This is a genomic window from Nonomuraea sp. B1E8 (genome assembly GCF_039871515.1).
Classification (GTDB): Bacteria; Actinomycetota; Actinomycetes; order Streptosporangiales; family Streptosporangiaceae; genus Nonomuraea.
Window position 1 is genome coordinate 13,313 of sequence record NZ_JBDPLS010000008.1, and the last position, 22,521, is coordinate 35,833.

20 protein-coding genes are annotated in these 22,521 nt (G+C 70.9%); 14 read left to right on the forward strand and 6 right to left on the reverse strand.

The window, feature by feature from the left end:
* Window position 1: 1 nt before the first annotated feature.
* The 3 genes from ABGA98_RS25390 to ABGA98_RS25400 form a co-directional block, all read right to left on the reverse strand.
* Window positions 2-151, reverse strand: coding sequence for a TetR family transcriptional regulator (locus ABGA98_RS25390; RefSeq protein WP_347620904.1), 150 nt, complete (start codon window positions 149-151; stop codon window positions 2-4).
* Between the two features lie 86 nt (window positions 152-237).
* Window positions 238-2,796, reverse strand: coding sequence for a protein kinase (locus ABGA98_RS25395; protein ID WP_347620905.1), 2,559 nt, complete (start codon window positions 2,794-2,796; stop codon window positions 238-240).
* 178 nt (window positions 2,797-2,974) lie between these two features.
* Window positions 2,975-4,336 carry an FAD-linked oxidase C-terminal domain-containing protein gene (locus tag ABGA98_RS25400; RefSeq protein WP_347620906.1) on the reverse strand — a complete coding sequence of 454 codons (1,362 nt, stop codon included), beginning with the start codon at window positions 4,334-4,336 and terminating at the stop codon, window positions 2,975-2,977.
* 109 nt (window positions 4,337-4,445) lie between these two features.
* Here ABGA98_RS25400 and ABGA98_RS25405 point away from each other — a divergent pair, with 109 nt between their 5' ends.
* A complete protein-coding gene (locus ABGA98_RS25405) occupies window positions 4,446-4,997 on the forward strand; it encodes a hypothetical protein (RefSeq protein WP_347620907.1) in 552 nt (183 codons plus the stop codon).
* A gap of 1 nt (window position 4,998) precedes the next feature.
* Here the strand turns inward: ABGA98_RS25405 and ABGA98_RS25410 are convergent, their stop codons facing one another.
* The gene (locus tag ABGA98_RS25410) at window positions 4,999-6,204 is read right to left on the reverse strand and encodes an aminotransferase class I/II-fold pyridoxal phosphate-dependent enzyme (RefSeq protein ID WP_347620908.1); all 1,206 of its coding nucleotides are present in this window, start codon (window positions 6,202-6,204) and stop codon (window positions 4,999-5,001) included.
* A 202-nt stretch (window positions 6,205-6,406) separates the two neighbouring features.
* Here ABGA98_RS25410 and ctaD point away from each other — a divergent pair, with 202 nt between their 5' ends.
* The 8 genes from ctaD (at window position 6,407) to ABGA98_RS25450 (ending at window position 15,729) form a co-directional block, all read left to right on the forward strand.
* Window positions 6,407-8,158 carry a cytochrome c oxidase subunit I gene (gene ctaD / locus ABGA98_RS25415; RefSeq protein ID WP_347620909.1) on the forward strand — a complete coding sequence of 584 codons (1,752 nt, stop codon included), beginning with the start codon at window positions 6,407-6,409 and terminating at the stop codon, window positions 8,156-8,158.
* Between the two features lie 65 nt (window positions 8,159-8,223).
* A complete protein-coding gene (locus ABGA98_RS25420; protein ID WP_347620910.1) occupies window positions 8,224-8,457 on the forward strand; it encodes a hypothetical protein in 234 nt (77 codons plus the stop codon).
* A 5-nt stretch (window positions 8,458-8,462) separates the two neighbouring features.
* A complete protein-coding gene (gene frdA / locus ABGA98_RS25425; protein ID WP_347620911.1) occupies window positions 8,463-10,196 on the forward strand; it encodes a fumarate reductase (quinol) flavoprotein subunit in 1,734 nt (577 codons plus the stop codon).
* Between the two features lie 54 nt (window positions 10,197-10,250).
* Entirely contained in the window at window positions 10,251-11,012 is a 762-nt protein-coding gene (gene sdhB, locus ABGA98_RS25430; protein ID WP_347620912.1) for a succinate dehydrogenase iron-sulfur subunit, read from the forward strand.
* Window positions 11,009-11,437 (forward strand): hypothetical protein, encoded by a 429-nt coding sequence (locus tag ABGA98_RS25435; protein WP_347620913.1) that lies wholly within the window; start codon window positions 11,009-11,011, stop codon window positions 11,435-11,437. Before sdhB ends, ABGA98_RS25435 begins: the two co-directional genes overlap by 4 nt.
* On the forward strand, window positions 11,434-11,775 hold the full coding sequence (gene frdD / locus ABGA98_RS25440) for a fumarate reductase subunit FrdD (RefSeq protein ID WP_347620914.1): 342 nt from the start codon (window positions 11,434-11,436) through the stop codon (window positions 11,773-11,775). The genes ABGA98_RS25435 and frdD overlap by 4 nt, the downstream gene beginning before the upstream one ends.
* A 210-nt stretch (window positions 11,776-11,985) precedes the next feature.
* Window positions 11,986-14,640: an immune inhibitor A domain-containing protein gene (locus ABGA98_RS25445; RefSeq protein ID WP_347620915.1), complete on the forward strand. Its 2,655-nt coding sequence runs from the start codon at window positions 11,986-11,988 to the stop codon at window positions 14,638-14,640.
* A 150-nt stretch (window positions 14,641-14,790) separates the two neighbouring features.
* On the forward strand, window positions 14,791-15,729 hold the full coding sequence (locus ABGA98_RS25450; protein WP_347620916.1) for a diacylglycerol kinase family protein: 939 nt from the start codon (window positions 14,791-14,793) through the stop codon (window positions 15,727-15,729).
* Between the two features lie 28 nt (window positions 15,730-15,757).
* Here ABGA98_RS25450 and ABGA98_RS25455 read toward each other — a convergent pair whose 3' ends face one another.
* Together ABGA98_RS25455 and ABGA98_RS25460 are read right to left on the reverse strand one after the other, a co-directional pair.
* The gene (locus ABGA98_RS25455) at window positions 15,758-16,546 is read right to left on the reverse strand and encodes an SWIM zinc finger family protein (protein WP_347620917.1); all 789 of its coding nucleotides are present in this window, start codon (window positions 16,544-16,546) and stop codon (window positions 15,758-15,760) included.
* A 2-nt stretch (window positions 16,547-16,548) separates the two neighbouring features.
* A complete protein-coding gene (locus ABGA98_RS25460) occupies window positions 16,549-19,626 on the reverse strand; it encodes a DEAD/DEAH box helicase (protein WP_347620918.1) in 3,078 nt (1,025 codons plus the stop codon).
* 148 nt (window positions 19,627-19,774) lie between these two features.
* Here ABGA98_RS25460 and ABGA98_RS25465 point away from each other — a divergent pair, with 148 nt between their 5' ends.
* The 5 genes from ABGA98_RS25465 (at window position 19,775) to ABGA98_RS25485 (ending at window position 22,512) form a co-directional block, all read left to right on the forward strand.
* Window positions 19,775-19,942: a hypothetical protein gene (locus ABGA98_RS25465; RefSeq protein WP_347620919.1), complete on the forward strand. Its 168-nt coding sequence runs from the start codon at window positions 19,775-19,777 to the stop codon at window positions 19,940-19,942.
* A gap of 76 nt (window positions 19,943-20,018) precedes the next feature.
* Window positions 20,019-20,399 carry a phage holin family protein gene (locus ABGA98_RS25470; protein ID WP_347620920.1) on the forward strand — a complete coding sequence of 127 codons (381 nt, stop codon included), beginning with the start codon at window positions 20,019-20,021 and terminating at the stop codon, window positions 20,397-20,399.
* Window positions 20,396-21,316, forward strand: coding sequence for a DUF3618 domain-containing protein (locus ABGA98_RS25475; protein ID WP_347620921.1), 921 nt, complete (start codon window positions 20,396-20,398; stop codon window positions 21,314-21,316). The genes ABGA98_RS25470 and ABGA98_RS25475 overlap by 4 nt, the downstream gene beginning before the upstream one ends.
* A gap of 72 nt (window positions 21,317-21,388) precedes the next feature.
* On the forward strand, window positions 21,389-22,096 hold the full coding sequence (locus tag ABGA98_RS25480; RefSeq protein WP_347620922.1) for a DUF1838 family protein: 708 nt from the start codon (window positions 21,389-21,391) through the stop codon (window positions 22,094-22,096).
* On the forward strand, window positions 22,093-22,512 hold the full coding sequence (locus ABGA98_RS25485) for an HIT domain-containing protein (protein ID WP_347620923.1): 420 nt from the start codon (window positions 22,093-22,095) through the stop codon (window positions 22,510-22,512). Before ABGA98_RS25480 ends, ABGA98_RS25485 begins: the two co-directional genes overlap by 4 nt.
* Window positions 22,513-22,521: the final 9 nt, after the last annotated feature.

The following is a 22,521-nucleotide window of genomic DNA, read 5'->3' on the forward strand; positions in this document are numbered from 1 at the left end:
GTCAGATGGTCGAGACCCCCGCCCGCACGCACACGTCGTCGACCCGCACGGCGTCGTATCCGTGCTCCTCGAACGCCTCGCGCCCGGCCTGCGGCAACGCGGCCCGCGTGCGCCTCTCCCTGGAGGTGGCCGCCGGAGACTTGACGATCACGTCAGCCACGCTAGCGCACGGGAGCGCTCAGGTCACCGGGCACGGCGGCTCCGCGCGAACCCGTACGCGCGGGGCCGGCCGCCGGGTCAGCTGCAGTGGCTCCAGCCGGACTTCCAGCTCTGCGAGCCCCACGAACCGCCCCAGATCACGCACTTCTTCTTCGCCGCCAGCCTGACCGGGCCCGCGTACGCCGAGAACCTGCCCGGGTTGCTCGCCTTGCCGCCCTCCTTGACCTGGAGCAGCGCGTTCATCTGCACCTTGCCCGGCCACACCATGCGCGACATCGTGACCACGCAGTTCTTGCCCGACTTCGCGTTGTACGCGAGGTGGATCGTGGCGCTGCTGCCCAGCGCGTGCGAGTCGATGACCTTGTAGCCGGAGCCGCACACCTTGGCCACGCTGTACGGGTTCTTCTTCGGAGCGACCTTCCTGGGCGCGGCGGCCTGCTTGGGCCGCTTGTACGCCGGGATGGTCCGCGTGGGGCCCGCGGTGGGGCGCACGGTCGGCTCCGCGTTGGGCTCGACCATCGTCTTCTTCTTTTTCCTGGTCGGAGTGGGCGTCGGTTGCGGCCTGCGCGTCTGCGGGACCGGCGGCGGGGTGTAGCGGTTGGGCGGCGGGGTGACGGTCTTCTTGGGCTTCCTGGGCTTCTTGGTCGTCGGGTCGATGTCCAGGGTGGGAACCGGCACCGTCTCCATCGGGGTGACGGAGGCGGGCGGCTTGCCGGGCTGCCCGGCGCCCGAGCCGTCACCCGGGGTGCTGGTCGTGGAGTTGCCCACCGGTACGACCGGGACTTCCTGGCTGTTCGCCTGCACCACGACGGCGCCGACGACCACGAGCAGGGCCGCGGCGGCGGCGCCGGAAAGCGCGAGGGTCAGCGTGCGGCGCTGCTTGGCGGGCGGGCCGTCACCCGGCCTCGGCGAGCCGCCGGGAGCGCCCTGCTGGAACCCGCCGCCCGGGGGCATGCCGGGGCCGTGCGGCGGCATGCCGGCTCCGGCGCCCTGCGGGCCACCCTGCTGGCCGCCCTGCTGGCTGCCCTGGGGCGCCCCCGGATACGGGGAGCCAGGCGGTCCCTGGGGCGCGACACGCGGGCCTTGGGGCTGCTGCGGGCGTTGGGGACCTTGGGGGCCGTTCTGGGGGGCTCCCGTTCCGGGCATCGCCGGCTGCTGTCCGCCCGGGGATCCGGCCGGATGGTGCGGTCCAACGGGACCGCCGCCGGAGTGCGGGGCGTTGTGCGCCATACCTGCCTGAGAGGGGCCTGCCTGAGAGGGGCCCGCCTGGGCCGGGACATGGGGGACAGGTCCGCTGAGCCCTGGATTGTGACCGGTCCCGGGGACCGGGCCGCTCTGCCCGGGGTTGCCCTGGCCCGGGACGTTCGGGATGGGCCCGCTGAGTCCCGGGGTGTGGCCTGGGCCCGGTACGGGGCCGCTCTGGCCAGGGTGGTGCACGCTCTGGCCCTGCCCGGGGATGGGGCCGCTCTGGCCCGGGTTGCCCTGGCCGGGGACGTTCGGGATGGGCCCGCTGAGGCCGGGGTTGTGGCCGGCGCCCGGGACGGGGTTGCCCTGGCCGTGCTGGGCGGCCGCGGGAGGCGTGACGTACTGGCCGGTCTGCGGGGGCCCCACGGGCTGCGGGCCGGTCTGGAGCGGGCCGCCCACGAGGTTTGGGCCGGTCGGCTGCGTCCAGGGGCCGGGGTAGACGTCCTCCGAGGGAGCCTCCTCGCCACCCTGACCGGTCTCGGCTTCGGGACGGCCGCCCTCCGGCTGCTCCGGCTGCTCCGGCGCAGCGGACTGGGCGGCGCCGAACTGCCGGCCGACCGGTTCGATGGCGGACTTCGGGGCCGGCTGGCCGGTGAGGTTGACGATGAGCTCGTCGGCGGAGGGTCGCTGCGCCGGGTCCTTGGACAGGCAGGCCGCCACCAGCTCGGCGAGCACGCCCTCCATCCTGCCGAGCTCCGGCTCCTCGTTCAGGATGCGGTTCATCACCACGGGGATGGAGTCCGCGCCGAACGCGGGTTTGCCCGTCGCCGCGAACACCATCGTGACGCCCCAGGCGAACACGTCCGCGGCCTCCGACACGGCCGCGCCGGTGAGCTGCTCGGGCGCCAGGTACGACGGCGTCCCCATGGCCATGCCCGTGGCCGTCGCACCAGGGGAGTCGAGCGCGCGGGCGATGCCGAAGTCGATCACGACGGGCCCCTCGGGGCCCATGAGCACGTTGGCGGGCTTGAAGTCGCGGTGCAGGATGCCGGCGCGGTGGATGGCGGCGAGAGCGGTGGCCGTGCTGATGGCGAGCCGTTCGAGTGCCGCGCCCCGCCGCGGCCCCTCGTTGATGACCAGCTCGCGCAGCGAGGGCCCGGGGACGAACTCGCTCACGATGTACGGGCGGCTGCCCTCCAGGTCGGCGTGGAGCACGGGGGCGGTGCAGAACCTGGCCACCCGCTGCGCCACCGCGACCTCGCGCAGGAACCTCGTCCTGGCGTCCGTGTCGGCGACCAGGGCGTTGTGCAGCAGCTTGACGGCGACCTGTTCCCCCGAGTCGCTCTCGCCAAGATAGACGATCCCCTGGCCGCCCTCGCCGAGCCGGGCGACGATGTCATACGTCCCCAGCCGCCGCGGATCGTCCGCCTCCAGCGGCTGGAACTGATTCACGTCGGACCCCCATTACAACCCAGTAGATGAGGCAAAACGCTACCAGCGAGACCGTTGGGGCGTCTGCCGGACCTATCAGAACCTTCACGTTTTGATGTAGTAAGTCAGGGTTCCTTCGCAGGTAGCGTGCTCCGCGACCCCCAAGGTCACGGCTTGATGAAGCCAAGGTCACCTTTGGTCAAATGGCTTTGCCCGGGTTCAGGAGGCCGAGCGGGTCGAAGACCGCCTTGATGCCCCGCTGCACCTCCGTGGCGACCGGTCCCGCCTCGAGGGCCAGCCAGCGCTGCTTGAGCAGGCCGACGCCGTGCTCGCCGGTCAGGGTGCCGCCGAGCTCCAGCGCGTGCGTGAACACCTCGTCCGCCGCGGCCCACACTTCGGGGGGCGGTTCGATGGTGCCGTGCTCGAAGATGAAGACCGGATGCAGGTTGCCGTCCCCCGCGTGCGCGACCGTGGCGATCCGCACCCCGTGCCGCGCCGCCGCGGCCTCGATCGCGGTGATCATGTCGGGCAGCACGGAACGCGGCACGCACACGTCCTCGACCAGGCACGCGCCCTGCCGCTCCTTGGCCTGGTAGGCGAGCCTGCGCAGGCCGATCAGCTCCTCGGCCTCCTGCGGGCTGGAGGAGACGGCCACGAACGACGCGCCGTTCTCCATGCACAGCTCCTCCATGCGCGCGGCCATCGCCTGGCCGTCCGTCGCGTCCGACTGGCCGATCAGCATGGCCTGGGTCGACGCCTCGAGGCCGATGTTGCGCCACTCGTCGATGGCCTCGAGCGTGGCCCGGTCGAGCAGCTCCATGAGCGAGGGCTGGCAGCCGGCCGCCATGATCGCCGACACGGCGGCGCCCGCGTCGCGCAGCGAGCCGAACTCCGCGGCGAAGGTGGCCGGAGGAGCGACGGGCGCGCGGCGCAACCGTACCGTGGCCGCCGTGATCACGCCCAGGGTGCCCTCCGAGCCCACGAACAGGCCGGTCAGGTCGTAGCCCGTGACGCCCTTCATCGTGCGGCGGCCGGTGTCGAGGATCCGCCCGTCGGCCAGCACGACCTCGAGACCGAGCGCCGAGTCCCTGGTCACGCCGTACTTGACGCAGCGCAGCCCGCCGGCGTTGGTGGCCAGGTTGCCGCCGATCGTGGAGATCTCGTACGACGACGGGTCGGGCGCGTACATCAGGCCGTGCTCCCTGGCGGCCTTGTCCAGGTCGGCGGTGATGACGCCGGGTTCGACGACGGCGATCTCGTCGGCGGGGGAGAGCTCGCGGATCGCGGTCATCCTGGCCATCGACAGGATGACCGAGCCGTCGCCGGCCACGGAGGCGCCCGCCAGGCCGGTGCCCGCGCCGCGCGGCACCACCGGCACCCGGTGCTCGGTGGCCCACGTCATGGTGGTCACCACGTCGTCGCGGGAGGCGGCGAGCACCACCCCGGCCGGCTTGCCCGGCTCCAGGAACGTCCGGTCGCGGGCATAGGAGTCGATCACGTCCGGATCGGTCAGGACGCGGCCTTCGGGCAGAGAGCTCACCAACGCATCAATCGGTCTCACACCATGCACCTTATGGGCAAATCCCCGCTATCCGGAGGGGGGCCCTCGAGTGCGGTTTGCGCAGGCCGTGGCTTGGGGCCAAACTGCCCGGGTGAAAGTCAGGTGCCCGGTGTGTTCGGAGACCGACCAGGTCGTAGCGGTCCCCGGAGCGGTCGCCGCGGGGACCACGTACAAGATCGGACGGGTGCGGTTGCCCGGGGCGCGCGAGGTGGCCGATCTGCCGATGGCGGCGACCCTGGGCGCCTCGAAGCACGTCATGAGCCGCACGCAGCTCGCGGTCTGGTTGTCGTTCCCCAGCCGCCACTACACGCCGTGGGCCAGGAACCAGGGCTACATCCTGCTGCTCCTGGCGGCCCTGGCCCACCTCGTCATGTCGCTGGTCATCGCGATGGGCCAGGACCCCAACTGGGGTGAGGTGCTGCTCGCGCCGTTCTGCCTGACGGGCCTGTTCTGGGGGCTCGGCCTGCTGAACGTGCTCGGTTCGTACGGCGCCCGCAAGCGCGACGACAGCGAGGCTCCGGCCAGGGAGAAGGCCATGGCCGTGTGGGAGAAGCTGTGCTACTGCGCCCGCGACAACGCCGTGTTCGAGCCGGGGGTCGGCGTCTCGTTCCATCCGAGCGAGACGCGCGAGTACATCTTCGGCTTCCGGTCGGGCCGCTGACTCAGCCCCGCTCCTCCGCCACCAGGCGCACGCAGACGGCCAGGCCGTTGATGGCCTGCTCCAGCTCGTCGAGCTCGGGGTAGGTCGGCGCGATCCTGATGGTGCGGTCGCCGGGGTCGTCGCCGTAGGGATGGGTGGCGCCCGCGGGGGTCAGCGCGATGCCCGCGGCCTTGGCCCTGGCCACCACCTCGGCGGCGTGCGGCACCTCCAGGCTGATGAAGTAGCCGCCCTTGGGGCTCGTCCAGGTGGCCAGGTCGCCGAGCTGCTCGGTCAGCACCTTGTCGACCAGCTCGAACTTCGGCCCGATCAGCTCGGCGTGCCGGCGCATGTGGGCGGCGACCCCGGCGCCGTCGCGGAGGAACTCCACGTGCCGGAGCTGGTTGAGCTTGTCGGGGCCGATGGACTGCTTGGCGGTGTTGTGCAGGAACCACTCGACGTTCGCCGGTGAGGAGCCGAAGAACGACACGCCCGCGCCCGCCAGCGTCACCTTCGAGGTGGAGGCGTAGACGAACACGCGGTCGGCGTTGCCCTGCTCGGCGCTGAGCGCGAGCAGGTCGGCCAGCTCGGCCGGGGTGTCGGTGAGGTGGTGCACCGCGTAGGCGTTGTCCCAGAAGATCCGGAAGTCGGGGGCGGCCGTGGGCATGGCGGCCAGCCTGCGCACGGTCTCGTCGCTGTAGACGACGCCGGACGGGTTGCTGTACTTCGGCACGCACCACATGCCCTTGACGCTGGTGTCGGAGGCGACCAGGCGTTCCACGACGTCCATGTCGGGCCCGCCGGCGTTCATCGGGACGGGCACCATCGTGATCCCGAACCGCTCACAGATCGTGAAATGCCGGTCGTATCCCGGCACCGGGCACAGGAACGTGACCTTCGGCTCCTCCACCCACCGGCGCGCGGCGCCCGGCGGCGGCGTCAGCAGCGCGTGCACGATCGTGTCGTGCATCAGCGCCAGGCTGGCGTTGCCGCCCACGACGAGCTGACCGGCGGGCACCTGCACCAGCGGGGCGAACAGCTCGCGCAGCTCGGGCAGGCCCTGCAGGTTGCCGTAGTTGCGGCCGTCGGTGCCGTCGGCCGCGCGGTAGGACGTGGGGAGTTTGAGCATGTCGTTGGAGAGATCGAGCTGGCGCGGCGACGGCTTGCCCCTGGTGAGGTCGAGCTTGAGCCCTCTCTGGACGAGGGCGGCGTAGTCACGCTGAGCGGTCACGAGATCTCCTCCATGTCGGTCCGGTTACGAAGGATAGAAGACGCCGCCACGTGGACCGGCACCGATCCGCGATATGGACGCTCGCGCGTTTCGGAAAGTCCAAGTTTTGCCGCACATGGTAAAGAACGGCTTCCCGAGCGGCGGTCGTTCCGTGCAATGGGTAGATCGGGGCAGTTGGCACTCCGCACTGGAGGGAGCGGCCGTGACGACCGTTCGCGAACCCTCGGTCGAACAGGTCAGGCGCCGGCACGCCGGGACCGTGATCGCCTCCTGGCTGTCGACGACCGACCACAAGGTCATCGGCTACCTCTACCTGATCACGTCGTTCGGGTTCTTCCTCGTGGCGGGCGTCATGGCCATGATCATCCGGGCCGAGCTCGCCGGGCCGGGACTGCAGCTGGTCAGCCAGCACCAGTACAACCAGCTGTTCACCATCCACGGCACGATCATGCTGCTGCTCTTCGCCACCCCGCTGTTCGCCGGGTTCACCAACGTGATCATGCCGTTGCAGATCGGCGCGCCCGACGTGGCCTTCCCCCGGCTGAACGCGGTGGCGTACTGGTTGTTCCTGTTCGGCGGGCTGATGGTGCTGGCCGGGTTCTTCACCCCCGGCGGGGCGGCCGACTTCGGGTGGTTCGCGTACACGCCGCTGTCGTCGTCCATCTACTCGCCGCAGGTCGGCGGCGATCTGTGGATCATGGGGCTGGCGCTGTCGGGGCTCGGCACGATCCTCGGCGCGGTCAACTTCATCACCACGATCATCGCCATGCGGGCGCCGGGCATGACGATGTTCCGGATGCCGATCTTCTGCTGGAACGCGCTGCTGACCTCGATGATGGTGCTGCTGGCGTTCCCCGTGCTCGCCGCCGCGCTGCTCGTGCTCGAGTCGGATCGCAAGCTGGGCACGCAGGTCTTCCTGGCCGAGAACGGCGGGCCGCTGCTCTGGCAGCACCTGTTCTGGTTCTTCGGCCACCCAGAGGTCTACATCATCGCGCTGCCGTTCTTCGGCATCATCACCGAGGTCATCCCGGTCTTCAGCCGCAAGCCCATCTTCGGCTACCTGGGGCTGGTCGGCGCCACCATCGCCATCGCCGGGTTGTCGATGACGGTCTGGGCGCACCACATGTTCGCGACCGGGCAGGTGCTGCTGCCGTTCTTCTCGTTCATGACGTTCCTCATCGCGGTGCCGACGGGCGTGAAGTTCTTCAACTGGATCGGCACCATGTGGCGCGGGCACCTGAGCTTCGAGTCGCCGATGTTGTTCTCGGTCGGCTTCCTGGTGACGTTCCTCCTGGGCGGCCTGACGGGCGTCATCCTGGCCTCGCCGCCGCTCGACTTCCACATCAGCGACACCTACTTCGTCGTGGCGCACTTCCACTACGTGGTGTTCGGCACGGTGGTGTTCGCCATGTTCGCCGGGTTCTACTTCTGGTGGCCGAAGATGACCGGCCGCATGCTCGACGACAGGCTGGGCAAGCTGCACTTCTGGACCCTGTTCATCGGTTTCCACATGACGTTCCTCGTGCAGCACTGGCTGGGGCAGATCGGCATGCCCAGGAGGTACGCCGACTACAGCGCCGCGGACGGCTTCACCTTCCTCAACGAGGTCTCGTCCGTCGGCGCGTTCCTGCTCGGTGCCTCGACGCTGCCGTTCCTCTACAACGTGTTCAAGACCGCGAGGGGCGCGCCCAAGGTCACGCTCGACGACCCGTGGGGTTACGGCAACTCGCTGGAGTGGGCCACGAGCTGCCCGCCGCCGCGGCACAACTTCACGTTCATGCCGCCGATCCGCTCCGAGAGGCCCGCATTCGACCTGCACTATCCGCGGGAGCGTACGAACGTGCCGCCCGAGGTGGGCCCCGAGGTGGGCCCTGAGGTGGGCCCTGAGGTGGGCCCTGAGGTGGGCAGGGCCGGCGCCCCCGAGCTCCGGCCCGGCGAGGGTACGGGCGACTGACCTTTCCCGAACCGTGACGTGGTGCTTGTGTGGAGGTGACGTTTCGCCTATCTAGGAGATCGGCGATGACCGGCACGAAGATCCCCTTCGACCCCGAGACGGCTCCCTGCGGGAAGAAGTCCAGGGGTGAACGCCTCATCGACGACGACGAGTACGGCCTGGTGATCCGCGACCAGTTCTTCGACTGCGGCTGCCGCATGATCCGGCACGAGTACCACGACGGCAGCATCCACCTGTCCGCCATCCGCCACGACGGCAAGCGGGTGAAGGACCCGATCCAGCCCGACCACGGGAAGTGACGTACATGATCGACGTGCTCATCGTCGGAGGAGGCGGAGCGGGCCTGCGGGCGGCGGTCGCGGTCGCCGAGGTGGATCCCGCCCTCAAGGTGGCGGTCGCGTCCAAGGTCTATCCGATGCGCAGCCACACGGTCTCCGCCGAGGGCGGCGCCGCCGGGGTGATCGGCCTCGACGACACCCTCGACGAGCACTGCTACGACACCGTCTCGGGCGGGGACTGGCTGCCCGACCAGGACGCGGTCGAGGCGTTCGTGGAGGAGGCGCCGCGCGAGCTGATGCAGCTGGAGCACTGGGGCTGCCCGTGGAGCCGCGAGCCGGACGGGCGGGTGGCGGTGCGCCCGTTCGGCGGGATGAAGAAGATGCGCACCTGGTACGCCGCCGACAAGACCGGCTTCCACCTCCTGCACACCCTCTTCCAAACAACCCTGAAATATCAGGACATCATCAGGTATGACGAGTGGTTCGTCACCAAGCTCGTCGTCGACGACGGCCGCGTCCACGGCGTCGTGGCCGTCGAGATCAGGACCGGCCGCATCGAGACCATCCCCGCCAGGACCGTCATCCTGGCCACCGGCGGCTGCGGCCGCGCCTTCCCCTTCACCACGAACGCCTCCATCAAGACCGGCGACGGCATGGCCCTCGCCTACCGGGCGGGAGCGCCACTGAAGGACATGGAGTTCGTCCAGTACCACCCGACCGGCCTGCCGTTCACGGGCATCCTCATCACCGAGGCGGCCAGGGCGGAGGGCGGCTGGCTGATCAACAAGGACGGCTACCGCTACCTGCAGGACTACGACCTCGGCACCCCCACGCCCACGCCGAAGCTGCGCAGCATGGAGCTGGGCCCGCGCGACCGGCTCTCCCAGGCGTTCGTGCACGAGCAGGAGCAGGGCCGCACCGTGGACACGCCGTACGGCCCGGTCGTCCACCTGGACCTGCGCCACCTCGGGGCGGGCAAGATCGACGACCGCATCCCGTTCGTCCGCGAGCTGTGCCGCAGCTACCAGAACCTCGACCCGGCCACCGACCTGATCCCGGTGCGCCCGGTCGTGCACTACATGATGGGCGGCGTCCACACCGACATCGACGGCGCCACCCCCGTCGCCGGGCTGTACGCGGCCGGGGAGACGGCCTGCGTCAGCATCAACGGGGCCAACCGGCTCGGCTCCAACTCCCTGCCCGAGATCCTCGTCTTCGGCCGGCGCGCGGGCGTCGCCGCCGCCGGGTTCGCGAGGTCGCACAGGAACGGCGAGCCGTCCTGCGTACGCGCTCAGGGGGAGGACGAGCGGCGGCGGTTGGAACGCGCGCGCGGGGGCAGCGGGCACGGAGAGCGGATCGCCGGCCTGCGCGAGCAGATGCAGCACACGCTCGAAGGAGCGGCGGGCATCTACCGCACGGGTGACGCGCTGGCCAAGGCCGCCGACACGCTGGCCGAGCTGCGCGAGCGCGCCGAGGAGGCCCGCATCGACGACACGAGCACGACGTTCAACACCGAGCTGATCAACCTGCGGGAGCTGCACGCCATGCTGGAGGTCGCGCAGACGATCGTGGCCTGCGCGCTGAACAGGCGGGAGTCGCGCGGCGCGCACCAGCGCACCGACTTTCCCGCCAGGGACGACGAGGCGTTCCTGGCGCACTCGCTGGTGCACCGCGCCCCCGACGGCACGCCGTCCGTCGGCCTGCTCCCCGTGACGATCACCCGATGGCCCCCGGGAGAAAGGGTGTACGGCCGTGACTGAGGGGCGCAGCGGAGCACGCCGCCCGCGGAGCGAATGAGGAGGGTGAAGGAACCGATGAGCCCGTCTGAACCCGGCGTGACCGAGGCCGCGCAGACCAGGACGCTGCGGATGGAGGTGTCCCGGTACCGGCCGGGGGAGGACGACGAGCCGGTGCTCCAGGGATACGACGTGCCGCTCATGCCCGACTGGGCCGTGCTCGACGGTCTCAACTACATCAAGGACCAGCTCGACGGCAGCCTGTCCTACCGCTGGTCGTGCCGGATGGGCGTGTGCGGCTCGTGCGGCATGACCGTCAACGGCGAGCCCCGGCTGACCTGCGGCACCTTCCTCACCGAGTACGGCGACGGCCCGGTGCGGATCGAGCCGCTGAAGGGGTTTCCCGTCATCAGGGACCTGGTCGTGGACATCGACGACTTCCTGGCCAAGCTGTCGTCGGTGCGGCCCTGGCTGGTCAGGGAGGGCGAGGACCTGCCGCTGACCACCGAGTACGCCCAGACGCCCGAGCAGCTGGAGGCGTACAGGCAGTACAGCATGTGCATCAACTGCCTGCTGTGCTACTCGGCCTGCCCGGTCTACGTGCTCGAACCCGACTTCCTCGGTCCGGCCGCCATCGCCCTCGCCCAGCGCTACAACCTCGACTCGCGCGACATGGGCGACCGGTTCGACGTGCTCAACCTGGAGGACGCCGTGTGGGGCTGCACGTTCGTCGGCGAATGCACCCAGGTCTGCCCCAAGCACGTGGATCCGGCCGAGGCCATCCAGCGGTACAAGCTGACCGCCGCCCTGCGCTCGGTGCTGCCGTGGAGCAGGCGATGACGTCCAAGGAGAAGGTGACCCCGAGCGCCGCCGTACGCACCGCCTCGGCCGCCTACCGGCCGCGGACCGACCGGCTGTGGTTCGCCCGCAGCCGCCGCTACACCCTCTTCGTGCTGCGCGAGCTGACCAGCGTCTTCGTGGCGTGGGCGATCGTCTTCACGCTGATGCTCGTGGACGCGGTGCTCGGCGGGTCGTTGCGGGACTTCGCCGCGCTGGCCTCCCGGCCCTGGATGATCGCGCTCAACGTCGTCGCCCTGGCCGCGACCGCCTTCCACGCGATCACGTTCCTCAACCTGGCGCCCAAGGCCACCGTCGTCCGGCTTGACGGCTGGCGGGTGCCCGCCTGGATGATCCAGGGCGGCAACCATTCGGCCTGGCTGCTGATCTCCGTGCTGATCGCCTATTTCGTCCTGAGGTCGCCATGAAGCGCACGCCCGAGCCGTATCTGTGGTTGTTGTTCAGCGGCGGGGGCGTGGTGGCGGCGCTCGTGCTGCCGGTGCTGGTGCTGCTGTTCGGGGTGCTCATGCCGCTCGGCGTCGTCGACTGGCCCGCCGTCGATCATTTGCGCGCGCTGCTCGACGGCGTGGTCGTACGGGCCGCGCTGCTCGTGGTCGTGACGCTGTGTCTTTTTCACGCGGCCCACCGTATTCGTTTCACCAGTGAAGAGCTGTTCGGCATCGCGAAGTTCGATCGGGCACTGGCGGTGATCTGCTACGGGGCGGCGCTGGCGGGCGTGGCCGTGGCCCTGTGGGTGATGGCCTGATGTCGTAGTTTGATCACGTTTCAACAATTCCCTTTACGACCCGTTTAGTCACCCTCTAACGTCCGGCATTGCACACCCTATGGCCATGCGCCCGGCGACCCCGGGCAGAAAGGGTTCCTGGTGCCACGTACAAAGCGCCTGTTAGCAACGCTTCCCGCGGTCGCCCTTCTCGGCGCCGCCCTGACCGTTCCCCCCGCGCAAGCGTCGTCGGTGGCGGTTTACGAGCCCGCAGCCTCGGACTTCTACATCAACTACGCTCCGCCAAGGGTCGCGGAAGATCCGAAGGAGCCCAAGCTCGAAGATCCGAAGGCGCGCTCGCTCACCCCGGCGCAGAAGTTCGACAGGAAGTTCAGCAGCGGTAACCCCGCGGCCGGCCGCATTCTCGCCGCGCGCGAGAAGGAGGCCATGAGAACCGGCCGAAACCCCGCTGAATGGATCTTCAAGAAGTCCAAGCAGACCCGTACGGCCAAGCTCCTGACGCTCCTCGTCGAGTTCAACGAGCAGGCCAACGACGACTTCTCCGGATTCAACCGGCTGCGCACGGTCGGCAGCGCCCCCGACGACTGCGTCGTCGAGCCGCCGGGAACGCTCCTGAACGGCCCCCTGCACAACAACATCCCCGACCCGGCCACGCTGCCGCACAAGGACAACAACTCCTTCTGGGTCGAGGACTTCAGCACCGAGCACTTCAACAAGATGCTCTACACGGACAAGGGCATCACCGAGCGGGTGCGCCCCGACCTGAAGGACCCCCGCGACGGCAAGCCCGGCATCGACATCTCCGGCTTCACGATGAAGAAGATGTACGAGGAGATGTCGAAGGGCGCCTACTCCGTCACCGGCGAGGCGGTCGGCTGGGTCAAGGTTCCCCACTCCGAGGCCTGGTACGGCGCCGCGGCCTGCGGCGGCGCTCCCCAGGACATGTCCGGCCACCCCGACAACCAGCTCGGCGCCCAGCAGCTCCCGATCGACTCGGTGAACGCGCTCGTCCAGGCCCAGCCGGACTTCCCCTGGGCCGACTACGATGTGGAGGACGTCTCCGACGCCGACGGCGACGGCAACTTCCAGGAGCCCGACGGCGTCATCGACCACCTGGTGCTGGTGCACGCCGGTAAGGACAAGTCGTCCGACGGCGGAGCCGAGGGCACCTACGCCATCTGGGCCCACTCCAGCGCGGTCGCCGGCGGCTACACCGTCCCCGGCACCGACAAGAAGATCTCCAACTACATCGTGCAGCCCGAGGACTCCGGCGTCGGCGTCTTCGCCCACGAGTACGGCCACGACCTCGGCCTGCCCGACCTGTACGACACCTCGGGAGCGGGCAGCTCGGCCGTGGACTTCTGGGACCTGATGTCCAGCGGCTCCCACTCCGGCCCGATCTTCCAGTCGATGCCCACCCACATGGGCCTGTGGGACAAGTGGGTGCTCGGCTGGGCGAACCCGAAGGTGTTCGACCCCGGTGACCGCTCCAAGCTCGTCACCGTCGGCCAGACCTCGCGCACGCCCAAGCTGACCGAGGACGGCGTCCGGGTCAACCTCGCCTCCGCGCCGCTGAAGATGATCGAGCCGCACAGCGGGTCGAACGCCTGGTGGACCGGCCTGGACCAGGAGTGGGCCAACATCGGCCTCACCCGCGACGTGCCCGTCCCCGAGGGCGCCGACGTGCGGTTCTGGATGTGGAACAACTACGAGATCGAGTCCGACTGGGACTTCGGCTTCGTCGAGGTCTCCACCGACGGCGGCGCGACGTGGACCCAGCAGAAGGTCTTCGACGAGGCCGGCAACGAGATCACCACGCCCGACGACTACCCGGACCCGAACAAGAACCTCGCCACGTTCGGCAACAAGAAGTACGGCATCACCGGCAACACCGACGGCTGGCGGCACGACTACGTCAACCTGACGCCGTTCGCCGGGCAGACGATCAAGCTGCGGCTGACGTACAACACCGACGCGGCCTTCATGCCGCGCGGCTGGCACGCCGACGACTTCGAGCTCACCAACGACGGCACGTCCGTGTGGAGCGACGACGTCGAGGGAGGGGACAACGGCTGGCACGCCACGGGTGGCACGTTCACCAACACCAGCGGCCAGGGCTGGACCCGCAACAACGGCGAGCGCGAGGTCTCCCGCTTCTACCTGGCGGAGTGGCGTAACTTCGACGGGTTCGACAAGGGCCTGCAGTACACCTACGACACCGACTACTCCCGTGACGGGGCGTGGAAGGTGCAGAAGATCAAGTACAACGCGCCCGGCCTGCTCGTCTGGTACCGCGACTCCACCTACGTCAACAACCACGTGACCGCCGACATCACGGGCCCGCCGAGCCTCGGCCCGAAGGGCAGCCTGCTGGTCGTGGACTCCCACTACGAGCCGCTGCGCCGCACGGGCACCGCGGCCGAGAAGGACCCGACGCTCAACAAGAACCTCCCGGGCCGCGCCCAGACCTCGAACGCCGCGTTCGGGTTCGGCAAGACGTACCCGTTCAAGGAGTGCCTGGAGGCGGCGGACGAGCCGTTCAGCGAGTACTGCACGGACTTCGAGGCGCAGAAGGGCGTCAAGACCTTCACCGACGCGAAGACCTGGTACCCGGGCATCGAGCTGATCGACAACGGGCTGTACTACCGCGACTTCGACGCCTCCGCGGTCGTGCCGTCGAAGGGCGACCAGGAGTACACCACGCGCGTGGTGCACCAGGACGGCACCCCCGCCACCGAGCTGTACGGCCAGGTGGCCGCGGGCTCGGTGCTCGGCACCGGCAACCCCGGTGACGAGGGCAAGGCGCTGGGCGTGCAGTTCCAGCTGCTCAGCCCGCTGCCGGGCAACCTGGGCGCCATCGTCCGGGTGGTCCCGCCGAAGAAGTGACCCGCGGGGCCGGCCGTCCCCAGCGGCCGGCCCACGCCGCGCCTCCGGCCGGCCGCGTCCGGCGGCCGGCTTCCGCGACCTGAACCTCCGGCCGGCCCGCGTCCAGCGGGCGGCCGAAGGTAGCGGTTCGTGCGCCTACGATTGATGACCATGACCGAACTGCGCACCAAGGACGAGCACACCGAGGCGATCCGGAGAGATCGCCGGGTGGCGGTCGTGGTGAACACGCGCTCGCGCCGCGGCCGGCGGCACTATTTCGAGGTGATCGAGCAGATCCACAACCTCGGGTTCGAGCCGCTGGCGGAGCTGTCGGTCTACAACCCCAAGCGGCTGCGCGAGCTGCTCGACACCGCCCTGGCCACCGAGCCCGACCTGCTCATCGTGGGCGGCGGCGACGGCACGCTCTCCTCGGCGGTGCGGCACGTGGCCCACCGCGACGTGGCGCTCGGCGTGCTGCCGCTGGGCACCACCAACAACTTCGCCCGCAGCCTCGGCCTCCCCCTCGACCTCGCCGGGGCGATCAAGGTGTTCGACACCGGCAAGGTGGCCGACATCGATCTCGGCCTGGCGGACGACCGGCCGTTCGCCAACCTGGCCAGCTTCGGGGTGTCGGTCGAGGTGGCGGGCAAGGTCAAGCCGTGGCTCAAGCGCATCGTGGGGCGTCCCGCCTATCCGCTGACGGCGCTGACGATCCTGCCGGGCCACACGCCGTTCCGCGCCTACATCACCGTCGAGGGGCAGCGGCACGAGCTCCTCACCCACCAGCTCAACATCGCCAACGGCCGCTTCCACGGCGGCTGGCAGGTCGCCAGGGACATCAGCATCGACAACGGCATGCTGGTGGCCTACCAGCTCGGGTCGGGCAAGAAGCTGCGGCTGCTGGGCGAGACCCTGCTCAGGGCCACCACCGGGCGCTGGCGCAGCCTCGCAGGGGGCCCGTTCGTGACGGGCCGCGAGATGCTCCTGGAGACCGATCCGCCGATGGCCGCCGACGTCGACGGCGAGGTGCGGCTGCGCACGCCCATCAGGCTGCGGGTGGTCCCCAACGGGGTGCGCGTCATGGTGCCGTCCTCGTTCGAGGACAACTGAGCCGCCACCCGACCACGCCGCCCTGGCTTCAGGCGTCGCCCAGGCGCCGGTAGGCGGGCTCCAGCGCGCCCGCCAGATCGGCCGGCGGAGGGAAGACGCGCAGGAGGAGGTCGGGGGCGGCGGCGGACGGGCGCCGCTCGGGGCGGTGGGCCGTCGCGCCGGGCGCGTAGAAGTCGGCCAGGCGGTCGGCGAACGGCACGTCGTCCACGCGCAGCGCGTCCGCCGTGGCGTCCGGGGCGTCGTCCGCCAGCGAGCCGAGCAGTTGCTCGCGGGTGCGCCCGCGCCAGGCCAGCACCAGGAACGGGTCGTCGTCGAACGACTCGGCCAGCAGATAGAGCACGGCCGACAGGTGCTTGCACGGGAAACCCCAGTCGGGGCACGAGCACTCCATGTCGAGGTCACGCGGGAACAGGTCGATCCCGAGCGCGGCGAACACCTCCTCGATCTCGGCCGGCATCTCCCCGGCCAGCAGCTTGGCCCGGTGCACGGCCTGCGCCGCGATCGACTCCTCGACGGCGGCCCAGCGCGACTCGCCGTACGCCTCGATCCTGATCACGACGTCGTACGGGTCGCGCCGCGAGCCCTGCACGGCGGCCCGCACCTCCCCGGCCGCCAGGTCGATCGACAGGACCTGGCCCTGCCGGGCGTAGGCGCGGCCGCGCGAGAGCCGTCCCTTGTCGCAGACGCGCTCCAGGATGTCGATGAACCGCCGCGACCACCACGTGGAGCCGATGCTGCCCCGCCGCGTGCGGGCCTTGATGCCGCCCTCGACCCTGATCGGCCGGGCGCCGTCGTACCAGTCCTCGAACCGGGCCATGCTCAGCCCACCCCCTCCGCCGTCAGCCGGAACACCTCGCGCAGCTCGTCGGTGGACAGGTCGGTGAGCCAGTCCTCGCCGGCCCCGACCACCCGCTCGGCCAGGGCCTTCTTGCGCTCGATCATCTGGTCGACGCGTTCTTCGAGGGTGCCCGCGCAGATGAGCTTGCGCACCTGTACGTTCTTGCGCTGCCCGATGCGGAACGCGCGGTCGGTGGCCTGGTCCTCGACGGCCGGGTTCCACCAGCGGTCGACGTGGACGACGTGGTTGGCGGCGGTGAGGTTGAGGCCGACGCCGGCCGCCTTGAGCGAGAGCACGAACAACATCGGCTCGTCGTCGTTCTGGAACCGGTCGACCAGGCGGTCGCGGGTCTTCTTCGGCAGCCCGCCGTGCAGCCAGAGGACGGTCGTGCCGAGCCGCTGGGCCAGGTACGGCTGGAGCATGGTGCCGAACTCCGCGTACTGCGTGAAAAGCAGTGCTTTTTCGCCTTCTGCCAGGATTTCTTCGGACAGCTCCTCCAACCGGGCCAGCTTGCCCGACCTGCCCGACAGGCGGGAGCCGTCCTTGAGCAGGTGGGCCGGATGGTTGCAGACCTGCTTGAGCCTGGCCATGGCCGACAACACCAGGCCGCGCCGCTCGATGCCCTCGCTGTCGTCGATCCTGGCCAGCATGTCGTCGACGACCGCCTGGTAGAGCGTGGCCTGTTCCGTGGTGAGCGGGCACCACTCCTTGATCTCCAGCTTTTCCGGCAAATCCGAGATGATGGATTTATCGGTTTTGAGGCGGCGGAGGATGAACGGACCCGTCGCCCGCTTGAGCGCCCTGGCCGCCTGCTCGTCCTGCCGCGCCTCGATGGGCTCCTGGAACCTCGTCCTGAACCGCGTACGCGGCCCCAGCAGGCCCGGGTTGGCGAACTCCATGATCGACCAGAGCTCGGCCAGATGGTTCTCGACCGGGGTGCCCGTCAGTGCCAGCCGGGTGCCCGTGGGGATCGACCGTACGGCCTGGGCCTGCAACGTCCCGCTGTTCTTGATCGCCTGCGCCTCGTCGCACACGACCCTGCGCCATTCGTGCCGCCGGAGCGTCTCCAGGTCGCGCTGCGCGGTGCCGTACGTGGTGATCACCAGGTCGGCGCGCTCGATCTCCGCGGGGTCGCGGCCGCTGCCGTGGTGCACGTAGACGCGCAGCCCGGGCGCGAACCTGGCCGCCTCCCGCTGCCAGTTGCCGACCAGCGACATCGGGCACACCAGCAGCGTCGGGGCAGCGGCCCGCTCGTGCACGAGCAGCGCCAGCGTGGTGATCGTCTTGCCCAGCCCCATGTCGTCGGCCAGCACGCCGCCCAGGCCCAGCTCCGACAGGAAGCTCAGCCAGGCCAGGCCCCGCTCCTGGTAGGGCCGCAGGGTGGCGTCCAGTCCCGCCGGCGTGGCCAGCGGCGTCAGCCGCCGCTCGGCCTGCCCGGACAGCAGGTCGCCGAGCACGCCGTCGGCGTCGACCTCCAGCAGCGGCAGCTCGGCGTCATCGGCCCGCACGACGTGACGCAGCAGGTCGGCGGCGCTCGCCTCGCCCGTACGGGCGCCCTCGACGGCCTTGAGCGCCGCCTTGAGCTGCCGGTCGTCCAGCTCCACCCACTGGCCGCGCACCCGGACCAGCGGCACCTTGAGCCGGGCCAGCTCGGCCAGCTCCGCCTCACTGATCGTCTCGTCGCCCACCGCCAGGTCGACGCGGAAGTCGACCAGCTCCCGCATCCCGAACCCCTGGGCCGCGGCCGCCTTCTGCGCCTTGGTCCTCGTGGTGAGCTTCAGCCCCAGCTTCGTACGCCCCGCCCAGCGCGGCAACTGCACGCCGAACCCGGCCGCCTGCAACAGCGGCGCCGCCTGCCTGAGGAACCCGAACGCGCCCGCGGTGTCCAGGGCCAGCTCGCTCGGCTGGGGGACGCGTAGGGCGCGGTCCAGCTCGGGATAGAGCCTGACCGCCCGCCCCAGCCCGGCCAGCAGCTCCCGTCGCGGTTTCCCCGGGAACCCGGCCGGGCCGCTCTCGCTCCACACCCTGGCGGCGGGAACGTACAGGCTGGGGTCGTCGGCGGCCTGCAACGCCAGCTCCACCCGCCACCCATCGGCCTCGACGTCGGCGCCGGCGGCGGTGTCGGCGGGGGTGTCGGCGGGCTCCAGGAGACGGAAGCACACCCGCGCCGCACCCTCGGCCGTCGTCACCGCGTCGTGCCACTTCTCGAGCTCCTGCCGCAGCTCGGGCACGTCGGGACAGGCCGGATCGTCGCCGGTCAGCGCGGCCAGCCAGCGCTCCCGTGGCGCGCGCGGCCCTGCGGTGAGGGGCTCGGCCAGGGTCTGCCTGACCAGCGCGTCGGTGAACGTCTCGAGCGCCTCGCGCAGGACGTCCGCGGAGGGACGTTCGGTACGGGAGGCGCGGCAGGCGGGGGGCATCGCCAGCGCCAGCTCCCGGAAATATCCGGCATCCACCCCCGTCAACACCGGCCACCACACCGCCCGCGCCGTTTCAAGGGAGGGGATGAGCCTGGGGATGACCCGGCCCCGGCGTACCAGGTCGCGGGCGAAGGCGGCGACGGCGGCCCAGTGGCGCAGGGTCGCGGTGCCCGCGTGCCCGTCCAGCGTCGGCAGGGCCACGGCGGCGGGTGGCACCACGGCGGGAACCTGCCAGAGCCGCAGCCGTGGCCGGGTCACCTCCGCCAGCCGCCCGGTCTCCGGCGAGGGCAGGGGCTCCTTGGCCGAGCCGGGCAGGAGCAGCTCCAGCGTCCGCGACGGCGGGTCGTCGAGCCCGAGGGCGGCGGCGACCACGGACCCGGAAGCGGCGTGCGGGTGCGGGCGTGCCCCCGCGCCCCGGCCCGCGCCTCCGCCCCGACCCGTGCGCCCGTCCGCGCCCGCGCCTCCGCCCCGGCTCGTGCGCCCGTCCTGGGGCGTTGGCTCGCCCTGGCTCGTGCGGCTGTCCTGGCTGGTGGGCCCGTCGTGGCTCGTGGGCGCGGGTCGGGGTGGGGAGGGCTCGTCGGCGTCCGTGATCTCGGCCCAGAAGGCGAGCCCGTCGCCGGCCCAAACTCCGTGTACCCGCACCCTGGCAGGTTACCGCCGCCGCGGGGCCTCCGCCCGCATCGCGGCACCCGCCACGGGGGCGCGCTCGTCTCGTACGCCGCCCCGCCCGCGCGGCATGACGCGCTGGCTCGGCCGCGTGGACGCGGCCGGGCGCGCGTAGCATGGAAGTATGAACCCTCCCGGATCGTGGTGCGAGCGTCCCAAGCCGCAGGCTCCCTCGTGCGAGCTCCCGTCCCCGTGGAGCAAGCCGAAGCAGCCGGGCAACTGGTGCGAGGCCGACAGGAACGACCCCGTGGTGTCCGTCCTGCGCTTCGTCCTCAAGGCCGCCAAGCGGTAGTCCCGCGCGCCATCAACGGGTGATAGAAGGCCGGTTGTCTGGGTAGTCGCCTTCCGCAGCGGAGGAGGCGATCGTCGTGAACGACACCCACAAGCTGGTCAACGACCTCTCCGAGCAGGTCTCCCGACTGGTCAAGGACGAACTGCGCCTGGCCAGGATCGAGCTCCAGGAGAAGGGCAGGCACGCGGGGTTCGGCGCGGGGCTGGTCGGCGCGGCGGGCGTGACCGCGCTGTTCGGCGCCGGCGCGCTCGTGGCCGCCGTCATCATGCTGCTCGCCCTGGTCCTGCCCGGCTGGGTGGCCGCCGCGATCGTCGCGGTGGTCCTGTTCGTAGTCGCCGCCGTACTCGGCCTGACCGGCAGGAAACAGGTGAAACGAGCCACCCCGCCGGTCCCGAGGGAAACCTTCGCGAGCGTCAGGGCCGACATCGACATGGTCAAGGAGAAGGCGCGCCGATGAGCGAGACCGATCCCGGATACACCGGGGAGCAGCACGCAGGAGACGTCGGCGCGCACAGAGCGACCGTGGGAACGTCGACGGAGCGCGAGTCCATCAACGTCCCCCCGACGAGAGCGGGCGCGGCGGAGAACGCGAGGCAGGCCGAGGCCGCCCGCGAGGAACACGAGACCTTCATCCCCGAAGCTCCCGTCGCCGACGAGCGGACCGAGGCCACGGAAAGCCGGCGGACGGAGGAGGAGTCGCTGAAGGGGGAGAGCGGCGCGGACGGTGAGGAAGGGGACGACGTGCGCAAGGACATCCAGAAGACCCGGAGAGATCTGGGCGAAACCGTCAGCGCGCTGGCGGGCAAGGCCGACGTGAGGTCCAGGGCGAGCCATGCCGCGCAGGCGGTCAAGGGCAAGGCGAGCCATGCGGCGGAGACGGCCAGGGGCAGGGCCGGTCACGCGGCCGAGACGGCCAGGGGCCGGGCCGGTCACGCGGCGGAGACGGCCAGGGGCCGGGCCGGTCACGCGGCGGAGACGGCCAAGGGCAAGGTGGGTCACGTGGCGGAGACGGCCAGGGGCCGGGCCGGTCACGCGGCCGAGACGGCCAAGGGGCGGGCGGCCGGCGCGGCCGCGACGGTCAGGGGCAAGGCGTCGGACGTGGCGGGCAGGGTTCGCGAGAGCGCTCCTGAGGCCAGGGACGTCGCGACGCAGGCGAGGAAGCGGCCCGTGCTGCTCGTCGCCGCCGTCGGCGCCGTGATCGGCTTCATGGTGCGCCGGATGATGATGAAGCGGCGCGCGCGGAGGCAGGCGGCCCGGCCCTGGTCGACGATGAGGCGGCGCGCGCAGAACGAAGCGGCCCGGCTCCGGTTGACGACGAGGCGGTGTGCGCGGAGGAACCGGGTCGCCCTGCCCCGGTGGGGCAGGAAGGCGTGACGTTCAGGGTGCGGGAGGGAGCAGGGCCCGGCACAGGACGGTGAGCGTGGTCGCGGGCTAGGCTCCGGAGTCATGGACTTCATCCGGGTGCGCGCGTCCGCCGACGGGGCGGAGACGATCTCCTACTGGACCGGCGACGTCTACGGGTGGCAGGACGACGACGGCCCCCACCACCTGTTCGGGTTCGAGGGGCTCAACGTGGCCAGGGCGGTGCGGGCCGACGGCGGCTGGCAGCTGCTGACCAGGGAGGCAGCCCTCTACCTCGACCCGAAGACCCGCCAGGTGCTCGACACCTGGGACAACCCGCTGACCGGGCGGGCGGTCGAGGTGCAGCACGTCTTCAACGACCCGGTCAACCAGCGGCTCGGCGCCTACCCGGTGCCGGAGACGCGCCTCGGCGACCAGGTAGTCTACAACGTCGACATCCGGCTGGCCTACCCCTCGCCGCTCAAGGTCGCCGACTATCCGGACAACTCCGCGAGCGACACGTACCGCGCGATGGAGTTGTTCCAGTTCTTCGCCGCCGCGAAAGACCTCGACTCCGGCGCGCCCGGCGTGCCGTGCGTGTTCTCGTGGTGCCGGGTCTCGCCGTGGTTGCCGTGGATGGCGATGGGGCGGCGCGGAGGCGGGCTCGTCTACCACTGCAGGGGCGCCAAGGTGGCCGAGGTGCCGCGGCGGCTGAGCGAGCGGGTGGGCGAGCGGTTCCTGCACGCGCCGGCGGAGTGGTCGGGCCCCAACATGACGAGCTGGACGGCGTTCGCGGACCGGGCCGGCCGGTGAGCGCCGACCTGTTCTGCGAGATCATCGCGGGTGAGCGGCCGGCCCACGTGGTGGACTCCGACGACGTGGCCGTCTCCTTCCTCGACGCGCGTCCCGTCTTCAAGGGCCATGTGCTGGTCGTGCCGCGGGTCCACGTGGAGACGCTCGCCGACCTCGCCGACGTGGGCCCGTTCTTCGAGCGGGTGCGGGCCGTGGCGGGGGCGGTGGAGGAGGGGCTGCAGGCCGGCGGGACGTTCGTCGCCATGAACAACCGCATCAGCCAGAGCGTGGCCCACCTGCACGTGCACGTGGTGCCGCGCAACAAGAAGGACGGCCTGCGGGGCTTCTTCTGGCCGCGGACGAAATACGCCTCCGCCGAGGAGGCCGCCTCCTACGCCGGCGCGATCGCCGCCGCCCTGCGGCGCACGCCTGAGTAAGCTCAGGCC